Annotated in this window: 15 protein-coding genes and 2 tRNA genes; 13 read left to right on the top strand and 4 right to left on the bottom strand. The window is 65.2% G+C overall.

The window, feature by feature from the left end:
• Nucleotides 1-26: 26 nt before the first annotated feature.
• On the bottom strand, nucleotides 27-1052 hold the full coding sequence (curA, locus tag AC5P53_RS06295; RefSeq protein WP_142235342.1) for an NADPH-dependent curcumin/dihydrocurcumin reductase: 1026 nt from the start codon (nucleotides 1050-1052) through the stop codon (nucleotides 27-29).
• A 333-nt stretch (nucleotides 1053-1385) separates the two neighbouring features.
• Here curA and AC5P53_RS06290 point away from each other — a divergent pair.
• The 7 genes from AC5P53_RS06290 (at nucleotide 1386) to dxs (ending at nucleotide 7953) form a co-directional block, all read left to right on the top strand.
• A tRNA-Phe gene (locus AC5P53_RS06290) sits at nucleotides 1386-1461 on the top strand.
• Between the two features lie 72 nt (nucleotides 1462-1533).
• Nucleotides 1534-1609 (top strand) — tRNA-Phe (locus AC5P53_RS06285).
• 141 nt (nucleotides 1610-1750) lie between these two features.
• Nucleotides 1751-2302: a lipocalin family protein gene (locus AC5P53_RS06280; protein ID WP_142235341.1), complete on the top strand. Its 552-nt coding sequence runs from the start codon at nucleotides 1751-1753 to the stop codon at nucleotides 2300-2302.
• A gap of 165 nt (nucleotides 2303-2467) precedes the next feature.
• The gene (locus AC5P53_RS06275; protein ID WP_014647826.1) at nucleotides 2468-2944 is read left to right on the top strand and encodes an LEA/WHy family protein; all 477 of its coding nucleotides are present in this window, start codon (nucleotides 2468-2470) and stop codon (nucleotides 2942-2944) included.
• A 64-nt stretch (nucleotides 2945-3008) separates the two neighbouring features.
• The gene (locus AC5P53_RS06270) at nucleotides 3009-4799 is read left to right on the top strand and encodes an acyl-CoA dehydrogenase C-terminal domain-containing protein (protein WP_495227181.1); all 1791 of its coding nucleotides are present in this window, start codon (nucleotides 3009-3011) and stop codon (nucleotides 4797-4799) included.
• A gap of 475 nt (nucleotides 4800-5274) precedes the next feature.
• The gene (locus AC5P53_RS06265) at nucleotides 5275-5940 is read left to right on the top strand and encodes an HNH endonuclease (RefSeq protein ID WP_032956174.1); all 666 of its coding nucleotides are present in this window, start codon (nucleotides 5275-5277) and stop codon (nucleotides 5938-5940) included.
• Between the two features lie 105 nt (nucleotides 5941-6045).
• Complete coding sequence (gene dxs / locus AC5P53_RS06260) at nucleotides 6046-7953, top strand: 1-deoxy-D-xylulose-5-phosphate synthase (protein ID WP_032956193.1); 1908 nt, start codon at nucleotides 6046-6048, stop codon at nucleotides 7951-7953.
• Nucleotides 7954-8092: 139 nt separating this feature from the next.
• On the opposite strand, the gene AC5P53_RS06255 is transcribed toward dxs, so the two are convergent.
• The 3 genes from AC5P53_RS06255 to AC5P53_RS06245 all read right to left on the bottom strand — a co-directional run bounded on the left by AC5P53_RS06255 (nucleotide 8093) and on the right by AC5P53_RS06245 (nucleotide 9834).
• Nucleotides 8093-8296, bottom strand: coding sequence for a hypothetical protein (locus AC5P53_RS06255; protein WP_005417823.1), 204 nt, complete (start codon nucleotides 8294-8296; stop codon nucleotides 8093-8095).
• A gap of 174 nt (nucleotides 8297-8470) precedes the next feature.
• Complete coding sequence (locus AC5P53_RS06250) at nucleotides 8471-9034, bottom strand: DUF3011 domain-containing protein (RefSeq protein ID WP_032956176.1); 564 nt, start codon at nucleotides 9032-9034, stop codon at nucleotides 8471-8473.
• 128 nt (nucleotides 9035-9162) lie between these two features.
• Complete coding sequence (locus tag AC5P53_RS06245) at nucleotides 9163-9834, bottom strand: response regulator transcription factor (RefSeq protein WP_241887700.1); 672 nt, start codon at nucleotides 9832-9834, stop codon at nucleotides 9163-9165.
• 250 nt (nucleotides 9835-10084) lie between these two features.
• On the opposite strand from AC5P53_RS06245, the gene AC5P53_RS06240 reads away from it, so the two are divergent.
• The 6 genes from AC5P53_RS06240 (at nucleotide 10085) to AC5P53_RS06215 (ending at nucleotide 13295) form a co-directional block, all read left to right on the top strand.
• Nucleotides 10085-10792 carry a hypothetical protein gene (locus AC5P53_RS06240; RefSeq protein ID WP_241887699.1) on the top strand — a complete coding sequence of 236 codons (708 nt, stop codon included), beginning with the start codon at nucleotides 10085-10087 and terminating at the stop codon, nucleotides 10790-10792.
• Nucleotides 10789-11340 (top strand): GTP-binding protein, encoded by a 552-nt coding sequence (locus tag AC5P53_RS06235; RefSeq protein ID WP_014647833.1) that lies wholly within the window; start codon nucleotides 10789-10791, stop codon nucleotides 11338-11340. The genes AC5P53_RS06240 and AC5P53_RS06235 overlap by 4 nt, the downstream gene beginning before the upstream one ends.
• On the top strand, nucleotides 11333-11704 hold the full coding sequence (locus AC5P53_RS06230; RefSeq protein WP_126411194.1) for a roadblock/LC7 domain-containing protein: 372 nt from the start codon (nucleotides 11333-11335) through the stop codon (nucleotides 11702-11704). Before AC5P53_RS06235 ends, AC5P53_RS06230 begins: the two co-directional genes overlap by 8 nt.
• 63 nt (nucleotides 11705-11767) lie before the next feature.
• Nucleotides 11768-12130 (top strand): hypothetical protein, encoded by a 363-nt coding sequence (locus tag AC5P53_RS06225; RefSeq protein ID WP_041863646.1) that lies wholly within the window; start codon nucleotides 11768-11770, stop codon nucleotides 12128-12130.
• Nucleotides 12131-12239: 109 nt separating this feature from the next.
• Nucleotides 12240-12686 carry a pilin gene (locus AC5P53_RS06220; protein WP_126411195.1) on the top strand — a complete coding sequence of 149 codons (447 nt, stop codon included), beginning with the start codon at nucleotides 12240-12242 and terminating at the stop codon, nucleotides 12684-12686.
• Between the two features lie 153 nt (nucleotides 12687-12839).
• Nucleotides 12840-13295 carry a pilin gene (locus tag AC5P53_RS06215; RefSeq protein WP_126411196.1) on the top strand — a complete coding sequence of 152 codons (456 nt, stop codon included), beginning with the start codon at nucleotides 12840-12842 and terminating at the stop codon, nucleotides 13293-13295.

The following is a 13295-nucleotide window of genomic DNA, read 5'->3' as shown; positions in this document are numbered from 1 at the left end:
CCTTGGTCGGCACACCCACCAAGCACTCAATCCAGCTTCACCACCAGCTTGCCGAAGTTACGCCCCTGCAACAGCCCGAAGAACGCCTCCGGCGCCTTCTCCAGACCTTCCACCACATCCTCGCGGTACTGGATGCGGCCCTCGCGCAGCCACTGCGGCATCTCGCGTTCGAAGTCCGGCCACAGGTGGTTGAAGTCGTGCACGATGAAACCACGCACGGTCAGGCGCTGGCGCAGGATCTGGCTGAACAGTGACGGCAGCCGATCCGGGCCAGGCTGCTCGACGCCCCGCTCGTTGTAGGTAGCGATGGTGCCGCAGACCGGAATGCGGGCGAAGTCGTTGAGCAGCGGCAGCACCGCATCCAGCACATGGCCGCCGACATTCTCGAAGTACACGTCGATGCCCGAAGGCACTGCCGCGCGCAGCTGGTCCGCAAAATCAGCCACGCGATGATCCAGCGCCACGTCCACGCCCAGCGTCTGCAGATAGGCACGCTTGGCCTCGCCACCGGCGATGGCGACCACGCGCGCGCCCTGCAGCTTGGCCAGCTGCGCCACGGTCGCGCCCACCGGCCCGGTCGCGGCGGCTACCACCAACGTCTCGCCCGGCTTCAGACGGGCGATTTCATGCAGGCTGGAATAGGCGGTGAAACCGGGCATGCCATATACCCCCAGCGCCGTACTGAGCGGCAGCCCGGCCGGATCCAGACGACGCCCCAGCGCCTTGGCCGGCAGCACCGCGTGGGTCTGCCAGCCCCCCGGCGCCAGCACCAGCTCGCCTGCGGTTACGCCCTCGGCCTTGGATTGCAGCACCTCGGCCACGGTCTGGCCTTCCATCACCGCCCCTACCGCCACCGGCGCGGCATACGACGGGCCCTCGTCCATGCGTCCTCGCATGTACGGGTCCAACGAAAGGTAGCGGTTGCGCAGCAGCACTTCGCCATCGGCCAGGGCCGGCAGCGCAACCTGTTCCAGGCGGAAATTGGCTGCACTTGGCGCCCCCTGCGGACGCGAGGCAAGCACGATGCGGGACGCGGTGGAGGAATCGGACATGGCCAGGTCTCTGCTGTTGCCAGCATCGGGAAAGGACTGCCGACACTACGCTGCGGCGATCCCCGATGGCGGCCACGAAAACAGCGTTCCATTGCCCGGACCCGCGCGGGTCCGGCGCACCCCCTGCCCTTGCAGCTTTGGCGAACGCGGCGACCTGCTGATTTCCACCGCAGACGACAATCGATGGGGCACGCCCGCCCCACAACGGAGGATCAAGCACTTGCGAGCGCGCAGAGGGCAATGTGAAGAAATCTTGGCAAAACGCTTGCCGAAGGCAGCCGACCTCCGTAATATACGCGTCCTTGGCAGCGACCTCGCTGCAACGAAACATGTGGCCGAGTAGCTCAGTTGGTAGAGCAGGGGATTGAAAATCCCCGTGTCGGCGGTTCGATTCCGTCTTCGGCCACCACTTTCGAAGGCCTGCAGAAATGCGGGTCTTTTTTTTCCGGAAACCGCATTCACCGCGGTCGCCACACAATTTGGCCGAGTAGCTCAGTTGGTAGAGCAGGGGATTGAAAATCCCCGTGTCGGCGGTTCGATTCCGTCTTCGGCCACCATCTTCAGAGACCTGCAGAAATGCAGGTCTTTTTTTATTCGCGCTTCGCGCAAGCGGCGACCACCGTGGCCCGGTTGACGAAACATTTACACCGGCACGGGCCGCGGCACCTACGCTCCAGACTCCTGCCTGGAGCCTGCCGATGCCTCTGCGCCCCGCCCTGCTCACCTGCCTGCTGCTGGCCGCCTTCCCGGTGACCGCCACTGAACCGGTGCGCGCGGTCGAGCACCTGGACATTGATCGCTACGCGGGCCAATGGCACGAGATCGCGCATCTTCCAGTCTCGTTCCAGAAGCAGTGCGTGGGCGACATCACCGCCAACTATGGCCTGCGCCGCGACGGCCGCATCAGCGTCACCAATGCCTGCCGCAAGGGTGACGGCGAGCGCGTGGTCGCCGAAGGCGTGGCACGCCCGGTGGCCGGCCATCCCGGGCAACTGCAGGTGCGCTTCGTCCCCGACTGGCTGAGCTGGGCGCCCCTGGTCTGGGCCGACTACTGGGTGCTGGCGCTGGACCCGGACTATCAATGGGCCCTGGTCGGCGAACCCGGCCGCAAGTATCTGTGGATCCTCTCGCGCCTGCCGGAGATGGAGCGCGATCGGTTCGAACAGTTGAAAGCCAAGGCCGAGTCGATGGGGTACGACCTCGGGCCACTGCGCCTGATGGCCCCGCTGCGCGATCCCGCGGCCGACTGAACCGCTTCGCATCCGGCGCATCGTGCGCGCGCCATCCGGCGTTGTGCATGCCCGACCGCCATCTTCACGCGCTACCCTCTGCGGACGGGTCGCTCCGGGCGATCCATAAAACCATACGCCGTAGTATGCTTACCCCAACGCACCCCCTCCAGAGGACTTGCGCCCATGCTCCACCGCTTCCGTACCGCCTTGATCGTCCTGTGCACCCTCGCCCTTGTTGCCTGCAGCAACGGCATCGTCAAGCGTGTTTCGGAACCGGCGGCCAGCCTGCAGCAGCTGACCGTGCGTGCCGACGGCAACTGGACCGTGGCCCTGCGCCTGCAGAACTTCAGCTCGATGCCGATGACCTTCGATGATGTCTCACTGGCGCTGACCGTCGGCGACAGCGATGCCGGCACCCTGCAGGTCAAGCCCGGCATCTCCATCGGCGGCACCTCCGCCGACGTCATCAATGTCGACCTCGTGCCCAGCTCGACCGCGCGCCTGGTGGTGGCCGACGCGCTGGCCAGCAACCGTACCCTGGCCTACGCCCTGAAGGGAACGGTGGCGGCCACGCCGCAGGAAAAGAAGCAGCGCAGCTTCGACATCAGCAGCCGCAGCACCCTCAACCAGGCCCCCGGCCTGCCCGGCGTGCTGCGCTGAACCCGCCTTTCGTCGCGGCGCCCGGCGCCGCTCCCCTCTGCCCTGATCAAATCGAGACGTACCGATGAGCAGCTACACCGCCCCGCTTTCCGACCTCCGTTTCGCCCTGCACGACGTGCTCAAGGTCGAACCCCTGTTCGCCCGCCTGGGCTTCACCGACGCCACCGCCGACGTGGTCGATGCCGTGCTGGAGGAAGCCGGCCGCTTCAGCGCCACCGTGCTGGCCCCGCTCAACAGCGTCGGCGACGAGATCGGCTGCGTACTCGACCAGGCCACCGGTGAAGTGACCACCCCGCCCGGCTTCAAGCAGGCCTACGACCAGTTCGTCGATGGCGGCTGGACCGGCCTGACCGCCTCGCCGGAGCTGGGCGGCCAGGGCCTGCCGCACACCCTGGGGGTGCCGCTCAACGAAATGATCAACGCCGCCAACCTGGCGTGGGGCAACTTCCCGCTGCTCTCGCACGGCGCCATTGAAGCGCTGAAGCAGCACGGCGAGGCGTGGCAGCACGACGCCTTCCTCAAGCCGCTGATCGAAGGCCGCTGGACCGGCACGATGTGCCTGACCGAGCCGCACTGCGGCACCGACCTGGGCCTGCTCAAGACCAAGGCCGAGCCGAACGCCGACGGCAGCTACTCGATCACCGGCACCAAGATCTTCATCACCGCCGGGGAGCACGACCTGACCGGGAACATCGTGCACCTGGTGCTGGCCAAGCTGCCCGACGCCCCTTCGGGCGCCAAGGGCATCTCGCTGTTCGTCACCCCGAAGTTCAAGGTCGACCGCGATGGCAACGTCGGCGAGCGCAATGCACTGCGCTGTGGCTCGATCGAACACAAGATGGGCATCAAGGGGTCGGTCACCTGCGTGATGAACTTCGATGGTGCGCAGGGTTACCTGGTCGGCCAGCCGCACAAGGGCCTGCAGGCCATGTTCACCATGATGAACACCGCGCGCCTGGGTGTCGGCCTGCAGGGCATCGGCCTGTCCGAGCGCGCCTACCAGAACGCACTGAAGTACAGCCGTGAGCGCCTGCAGTCGCGCGCCCTGAGCGGCGCCAGGTTCCCGGACAAGCCGGCCGACCCGATCCTGGTCCACCCGGACGTGCGTCGCATGCTGCTGACCGTGAAGTCGCTGGTCGAAGGCAGCCGCCTGCTGGCACTGCACGCCGCCACCCTGATCGACATCGCCCACCACGCCGAGGATGCCGCCGAGCGCGAGCGCGCCGACACCCTGGTGAGCTTCCTGACCCCGATCTCCAAGGCCTGCCAGACCGAATGGGGCATCGAGAACACCTACAACGCCCTGCAGTGCTTCGGTGGCCACGGCTACATCCGCGAGCACGGCATGGAGCAGCTGGCCCGAGATGCACGCATCACCACGCTGTATGAAGGCACTACCGGCATCCAGGCGCTGGACCTGATCGGCCGCAAGACCGCATCCAGCCAGGGCGCCGGCCTGAAGCTGATGCTGGCCGAGATCGAAGCCTTCGCCAAGGAACACGAGGGCAACGAAGCGCTGGCCGAGTTCATCGGCCCGCTGCGCGCCAAGGCCGCCGAATGGGGCAAGCTGACGATGGACGTGCTGCAGCGCGCGGCCGCCAATCCCGACGAACTGGGCGCGGCCAGCTACGACTACCTGTTCTATTCGGGTTACGTGGTGCTGGCCTACTGGTGGGCCCGCAGCGTCGCCGCCGCCGATGCCAGCGCGCACGGCGCCGCCTTCGCCCAGAGCAAGCGCGAGACCGCACGGTTCTACTTCGCCCGCGTGCTGCCGCGCACCCTCAGCCACGCCGCCGCGATCCAGGCCGGCGCCGCGCCGCTGATGGCCATGGACGACGAGCGCTTCGGCGCCTGAGCCGGGCTTCGCCCGGCACCCGCGGTAGTGCCGGCCGCTGGCCGGCAACCGCAATAGCAACAGCTGGATCCCGGTGGATGGCGGGGCGGTGTGGGCTGGCAGGACACGCCGTAAACCCCGCTCCGCGGTCCGGCCCAGCCGCTGGCGGCTGTGCGTTCGGGCGCTTGCGAAGCAGTGCTTCGCAAGCAAAGCGCCTTCACCCTTGGGGGCTCGATGGCGCCCTCCATGGCGCCAACGGTCCTGCCAACCCACACCGCCCCGCCTCTGACAGTTCCCCGCGATCTGCGTAGATCCACGCCACGCGTGGATGGAAACCACTGAAATCCATCTGGGGAAAAGCCCCCCTTTGTTAAGGGGGGCGCACCGACAGGTGCGGGGGATAGGAGGAATGCGCGGACCTGAATCATTGCGATTTGGGTTTCGCCCTCCGGGCGATACCCAAATCGCAATGATTCAGGTATAAGCTGTTCTCCCGATGGAGACAGACACTACACGCTTGGGTCTGATCGAAGCCGGAGCTCCGTTTTCTGCTCCGGGCGCCGAAGCATCGCCCAATGCCACGACGCTGCATCGCCCCGGTTCGGTCCGGCTGCTCTCGCTTGATGCCCACGGACGCGTACTGGACTGGATCACCTGGCAGGATGCGGCCTGCCTCTACGCCCGCGAGGCGGTGGCCTGGACGCTCGGCGACCCCTGCCTGCACATCCACGGTGGCACCAACCGTTTCAGCGGCCTGCAGAGCGGCATGGACCTGCACCCGATCATCGCCGCCCGCGGCCACGCCCGCTCCCGTGCGATCGACCCGACGCCGAACCTGACCAACCAGGCCCTTTTCGCCCGCGACGCCCATCTGTGCATGTACTGCGGCCAGCAGTTCAGCCGCCCCACGCTCACCCGCGACCACGTCATGCCGCTGTCCAAGGGCGGCCTGGACTGCTGGGAAAACGTGGTCACCGCCTGCTTCCACTGCAATTCGCGCAAGAGCGACCGCACCCCGCAGCAGGCCGGCATGCCCCTGCTGGCAGTGCCCTACCGGCCCAGCTGGATCGAGCACCTGATCCTGTCCAACCGCAACATCCTGGCCGACCAGATGGCCTTCCTGAAGGCGCAATTGCCCAAGCGCTCGAAACTGAGCACCTGAACGCCTGAAAATGCAACCCTCACCGTCCTGTCACGGACGGCGGCGTTTGCTTGCCCCACCCCCGTTTGAGGGCGAAAATGGGCGTTCAGAAAAAGTGCGAACATGATGATCGACTCTGCCCGCTATCCCCGCCTCGCGCGCATCCAGACGCCGGATGACCTGCGCACGTTCGACGAATCCGAATTGAGGGCGGTTGCCGACGAACTGCGCGCCTATCTCATTGAATCGGTGGGCAAGAGTGGCGGCCACTTCGCCGCCGGCCTGGGCGTGATCGAGCTCACCGTGGCCCTGCACTACCTGTACCAGACACCGCACGACCAGCTGGTCTGGGACGTCGGCCATCAGACTTACCCGCACAAGATCCTGACCGGCCGCCGCGACGAGATCCACACCGTCAAGCAGAAGGACGGCATCGCGCCGTTCCCGAAGCGCGAGGAAAGCGAGTACGACACTTTTGGTGTCGGCCACTCCTCGACCTCGATCTCGGCCGCACTGGGCATGGCCATCGCCCGCCAGTCCGAAGGCGACGACCGCAAGATCGTGGCGGTGATCGGTGACGGCGCGATGACCGCCGGCATGGCGTTCGAAGCGCTGATGCACGCTGGCGGCATGGAGCCGGAGCCGAACCTGCTGGTGATCCTCAACGACAACAACATGTCGATCTCCGAGGCCGTGGGCGGCCTGACCAAGATGCTGGGCCGCGCCACCGGCAGCCGCACGCTCAACGCGCTGCGCGAAGGCGGCAAGAAGATTCTCGGTGACAAGAAGAACAATCCGGCACGCTTCGTGAAACGCTGGGAAGAGCACTGGAAGGGCATGTTCGTGCCTTCCACGATGTTCGAGGAAATGGGCTTCCACTACACCGGCCCGATCGACGGCCACGACATGCCCGCCCTGCTGTCCACGCTGAAGACGCTGCGCGCCTCCAAGGGCCCGAAGCTGCTGCATGTGATGACCACCAAGGGCAAGGGTTACGAGCCGGCCGAGGGCGACCAGATCGGTTACCACGCCGTGGGCCCGTTCGATCCGGACAAGGGCCTGGTGGCCAAGGCCGGTGCCAAGAAGCCGACCTACACCGATGTATTCAGCGACTGGCTGTGCGATGCCGCCGCCGCCGAGCCGCGCCTGTACGGCATCACCCCGGCGATGCGCGAAGGCTCCGGCCTGGTGCGTTTCAGCAAGGAATACCCGCAGCGCTATTTCGACGTGGCGATTGCCGAACAGCATGCGGTCACCCTCGCCGCCGGCATGGCCACACAGGGTGGCAAGCCGGTGGTGGCGATCTACTCGACCTTCCTGCAGCGCGCGTACGACCAGTTGGTACATGACGTGGCCATCCAGGACCTGGACGTGCTGTTCGCGATCGACCGCGCCGGCGTGGTCGGCCCGGACGGTGCGACCCACGCCGGCAACCTCGACCTGAGCTTCCTGCGCTGCGTGCCGAACCTGGTGGTGATGGCACCGTCCAACGAAGCCGAGTGCCGGCAGATGCTAAGCACCGGCCTGCAGCACCCGGGCCCGGCCGCCGTGCGCTACCCGCGCGGCACCGGCACCGGCGTTGCAGCCGGCACCGACCTGTCGACCCTGCCGATCGGCAAGGGCGAACTGCGCCTGCAGGGCAGCCGCATTGCCCTGCTCGCCTTCGGCAGCACCGTGGCCGCCGCCGAGCAGGTCGGCCGCGAACTGGGCCTGAGCGTGGTCAACATGCGTTTCATCAAGCCGCTGGACCGCGAGCTGGTGCTGGCTGTCGCCGCCCAGCACGAGGGCCTGGTGACGATCGAAGACAACGTGGTGGCCGGTGGCGCCGGCTCCGGTGTTGGTGAACTGCTCAATGCCGAAGGCGTGCTGCGGCCGATCCTGCACCTGGGCCTGCCCGACAGCTACCAGCACCATGCCAGCCGCGAAGACCTGCTGGCCGAAGCCGGCATCGACGCGGCCGGCATCCGCGCCGCTGTGCTCAAGCGCTGGCCGCAGCTCGCCGCAGGTACCCCGCCGCTCAGCGCGGCAGGCTGAGGCCGATCACCACCCGGTAGATCCACACAGGGCGCAATGGGTGCGGACAGCGTCCGCACCCTCCAGGCTCGAAACGCGTAGATCCACGCCATGCGTGGATGATGGAATTCCGGGTGCCTGCCTTGGCAGGCACCCGCGCTCAGCCGTAACTGACCGCTTCGACGAATGCGCCGCTGGCTTCCACGCGCACGGCCGCACGCTGACCGGTGTCGACAAAGTGCAGGCGGGCCAGGGTCTCGGCGAAGTCGTAGGCGCGGGCGCCATCGCGGAACTCGATCGGCTCCGGCCGGTCCGGATGCAGCACGCGCCACTGGCGCTGTTCGCATTGCAGGCGGATCAACATGCAGCTCACTCCTTGAGACAGCGTATCGACGGCGGCGGGATGCCCATGCCGGTTATGGCACACGGCACCGCTGGAATTCAGGGCACGCAACGTGCCCTGATCGCAGACAATACGGCGTTCAAAATGTGAGCTGTATCAGATTATTCTGATTTTCATGGGCTGAACCCGTAAAGCTCAGTTCACCTGGAACTGCGCCCGGCAGCCATCACTCACCCAGATGCCGCGGCGATCCCAGCCCCAGCTCTGGCCTTCGATGCAGGCGCTGCGTGAGTCCTGGCGGATCAGGCGCACACCCCGGCGGATGCGCGCATCGCAGTACTCCTGCCGATGTCCATTGGAATGGCAGGTGACCACATCGCCGCCGCCCCATCCGTTGCCATTGCCATTGCCCCAGCCGCCACCATTGCCACCCCAGCCGCCACCGCGGCGATATTCACCGACGAATTCGGCACGGCACCCCTGTGTGACCCAGACGCCGTTGCGCGACTGGCCCCAGGTCTCACCTTCCACACAGGGCGAACCGGACAACTGGCGGATCAACCGCGCGCGGCCGTCCAGGCGGCACTCATTGCTGCGGTTCTTGACCGACTCGCAGCGCACGATGCCGCTGCCATCGCGGCCGCCATAGCGGTCGTCGTCATAGCCGTAGCCATAACTCTGCGCCTGGGCGCCGCCGGCAGCCGCCAGCATCGGCAACAGGGTGCAGGCCAGGGTGCGCCAGGTGAGTGCCTTGCCCATCGAGATCTCCAGATGAATACGATGGCGCAAGCATCCGGGATTCACGGCCCGACGCACAGAGGGATGCGTGATGGCAGTTTTTCCCCCATTCAAACAACTCAACCGTGGCTGACCGGACCGCCGTGAGCTCATGGGCTTCCGTTCGCTGCCCCACTGGCCATGCCACCGGCATTGCCCAGGCGTTCCTCGAACGCATAGGCGAACAGCTCGGCATCATTGCTGATGCCCAGTTTCCTCATCGCCGAAATGCGTTGCCGGCTGATGGTACTGACGGTGCGCCGCAGCTGCCCGGCGATCTCTGTGATCGAAGGCCCCGACACATACAGCCGCAGAACTTCCAGCTCCTTGGGCGACAGTACTGAAAGCGATCGCTCACGCCCGGAGTCCTGCAGGCAGGGCGCCAGCTCGGGGTCCAGGTAGATCCCGCCACTCAGCACGGCATCGACCGCCTTGCGAACGCCATCCACGCCACTGCTTTTGCACACCAGTCCCCGCACACCCGTGCGCATGGCCATGTTCAAGGTCGTGGCATTGGTGACCATCGTGACCAGGATCACCGGCACCTTGGGGTAATTGCGACTCAACGCCTGCAGCATCGACTGGCCATCCGAGCGCCCCCCAGTGGGCATCGAGAAATCAGTCACCACCAGATCAACGACTTCTTCGGCCAGGATCGACATAAGGCTTTCTGCACACCGCGCCTCTGCCACCACGCGATGGCGCCCACCAGCCTCGATCACGATGCGCGTACCAAGCAGGATCAGAGGATGGTCGTCCGCGATGGCAATTCGAGTGAGCATGCTGATTACCCGTAAATAGTCACGCCGCAATGCGCAGCGAAAACCCTAGTAATCATTCCGGGCAACGTCAACTTAACAATGATCCACTGCAATTGATTTCATTCAAGCAGAATCGCCAGCCCGTTTCCATTATTTGCATTCGCGATCATAAACAAACGCCGCGCGTGAACTTTCCCAATAGTTTCATTCCAGAAATCCGGAAAGGCCGCTTACATATCCATCTCCGATTACTCGCTGCGCTGGACACCCCATGGTCCGATTCCGTCGTCAATCGTTTGAGGATCTGCAAGGACCACTTGAACCAACGCCGCTGGCACCGGCAACACTGCCGACGGCAGCATTGCCGTTCGTACAGCAGTTGCGCCTGCACCTAGCAAGCGACAGCATGCCGTCACGGCGGCCGGCCCATGCCGCGATCATCCACGGCGAGGCCACGGTGTGCTGGCTGGATGCCAGGAACGACCGGATGATGACCACTGCGCCAGCGCCGATCACCCTGACGCTGCTGCAGAGGCTGTTGCGCGATGAGGATCCCCCGCTGAGTCTGGTGCCGGTGACCCAGGATGTGTTCATGCAGCGCGCGACAGTGTCCAGCAACATCCCGCTACGCCCGACCTTGTGGAACGTCGGCCTGTCCACGGCTGATCACAACGCGCCGATGCCTACCCTGCACGAGAGCGCGAAGCTGCGCCTTCGTCGCTGGCCGGATTTCCGCATCCTGGCCCATCGGCCGGATCATTTCCGGCTGTGTGCGCTGCTGATCAAGCAAGGCGCATCCGTGCAGGCGTGCTGCGACCTCCTCGACCTGCCGCGCCGTACCGTGCAGTCGTTCTTCAATGCGGCGTTTCTCACCGCCTATGCCTTTCCCGTCGTAGGCGAGGACGCACCCGTGCGCCCCTCGCCCACCGATGGCCTCGTCAACCTGTGGCGACAACTTCGCATCCGCTGGAGTGCATGACCGTGCGTGAGCACAAGATCGTAGTGATGGGCCCACTTGGCGCGGGCAAGTCCACCCTCGTGCAGACCCTGACCCGGGGCAAGGCCGTAGTGACCGAGGCCCGCAATACCGACCCTGCCGTGGGCAAGCAGTACACCACCGTAGCCATGGACTATGGCGACATCGACCTGCCGGGTGGTGACCGCCTGCGCCTGTATGGATCGCCCGGACAGGAGCGCTTCTCGTACATCTGGCCGATCCTGCTGGCCGGTGCCGAAGGCGCCATCGTCCTGATCGATGGCAGCGCCAGCAAGGACAGTACGCTGGCGGGGCAGCACCTGAAGGCCATCGCAGACAACGCGCCGGGCCTGCCCGTGGTCATCGGTTTCACCCGGTGCGGCAGCACCGATGACCCGGTACAGCCGCACTGGCAGGACTGGTTGCAGGACCACGCACCGCACCTGCCGGCGTTGCCGCTGGACCCACGCGACATGGCGCAGGCCATCACCACGATGGATCTGCTGATGAGCCAGATCGAATGCAATGCCATGGCGGTCACCCATGAATGACATCGGCCACGCTTCGGCACTGGATGCCCTGGCACGCGACGTCACCGGCATCCAGGCCCTCGTCGTTGCCAGCACCGATGGTTTTGCACTGGCCCAGGCCGGCCCGCAAGGCCATGTCGCCGATCGTCTGGCCGCGATGACCAGTTCGATGCTCGGCCTGGCCAGCGCGCTGGGCCACGAACTGCACTTTGGCGAACTCGACACACTCATCCTCGATGCCGCCAACGGCAAAGTACTCATGCTCGCCATTCCAGGAAAGCAACCGCGCCTGCTGATGACCGCATGCGACCACAGCTGCGTCATCGGCAACGTGCTGTGGCATGCCAAGCAGTGCGTGCGTGCCCTGGCCGACAACCCGAACTGATGCATGCCTCTCTCACTGATCAGACGGCTCTTCAACTCCTCACACCCGCAACGGACCACTGAAATGAATATCGCCATCAACAAATGCCTGGACACGCTCATGCAGATCAACGGCGCACAAGCCGTTGCCCTGGTCGATTACGAAAGCGGCATGCTGCTGGGTGAAGCCGGCTCAGGCGTGGACATGGAACTGGCGGCCGCTGGAAACACCGAGGTGCTCCGCGCCAAGATGAAAACGGCCGAAGCGCTGAAACTCAACGACAACATCGAAGACATGCTGATCACCCTGGGTCGTGCGTACCACGTGCTGCGCCCGGTGTCGGCCAAGAAGGGCCTGTTCTTCTATGTGGTGCTGGATCGGCAGAAGGCCAATCTTGCTCTCGCCCGGCGCATGGTGCTGGACGTGGAAAGCTCGCTGGCGCTGTAGCGCACGACAACGATAGCCAGGGGATGCGAATGCCGGGGCCGCTCTGGGGAGAGCGGCCCCGGCCTGCAGTTGCACCGCGCGCCCTTCTCGACAACGGGAGCTGCCCTCCATGCGCCCTCGAGCAACCACACAGGCGGCACGTCGCCCACGCCACTACCGGCCTTGGGCGTCGGTCTGCATCGTCGCCGGACTGACCGCCATCTACGCGCTACTGCTGTGTGCGCCCTCGGCAGATGACGCTACCGGCTGCACCCGGCCGTGCGACGCGGCCAGCGTGCTGGGCGCCGCCATCGCCGCCGTGGAAAACAGTTACGCCGAAGGTGATCTCACCTTGACCGACCATCACCTTGGCCTGCCTGCCAGCGCTGCGCATTGCGCTCACCTGCGCGCCTCGCTCCCCGACACCGGCCGCGCAGTGCTGACCTGTGATCTGCGCCAGGACGGCCGCCTGCAATGGTGGCGAACCCCTGCCGGAGAATGGCGATGCAATGCAGGCATGGCCGATGTGGTTGCAGTGCCTGCGCCATGCCCCGCGGAATTGCGGCGCACTTTCTGATTATTCGTAAAACAATCGCGCAACCATTCAATAGATTCGATTTTACCAATTCTTGAATATACCCACTGCCGTGCACGTGATTTCCTATGACTGCGCCACGAATACTTGTTTCGGGGCCAGACCAACGAAACCACCACGCTACAGAGGATTATCATGAATACCGCAATCGACCGCACACGCCACGCAGGCAAAAGCGCATCCCGGCAGAAGGGCTTTTCCCTTATTGAACTCATGGTGGTGGTGGCGATCATCGGGATTCTGGGGATGATTGCCCTGCCGCAGTATCAGCGGTTCTCGGCCAAGGCAAAGCTGGCCGCTGCCCTCGCTGAAGTCGCTGGTGGAAAAGTCGGCGTTGAATCACTCCTCGCCGAAGGCAGCGAGATCACCACGCCGGCATCGATTGGCCTGCCCGAGTCAAGCTCCCGCTGTGACGGGATTACGGTGACGAGCAATGTCACGAACGGAGAAACGAGCATTGGCTGCTTCCTCAAGAGCGATGCCACGTTTGGCACTGGCTGGCTGAAGTTGGATCGCGGCTGGGAAGGCAACTGGGTCTGCAGCAGCGACATACCGGACCAGAGCCTGCTTCCCCAAGGCTGCCAGGCCTGA

It is taken from the genome of Stenotrophomonas sp. YJH_SMC_82, assembly GCF_059368875.1.
Note: the sequence above shows the minus strand (reverse complement) of the source record. Positions and strands in the feature narration are given on the sequence as shown.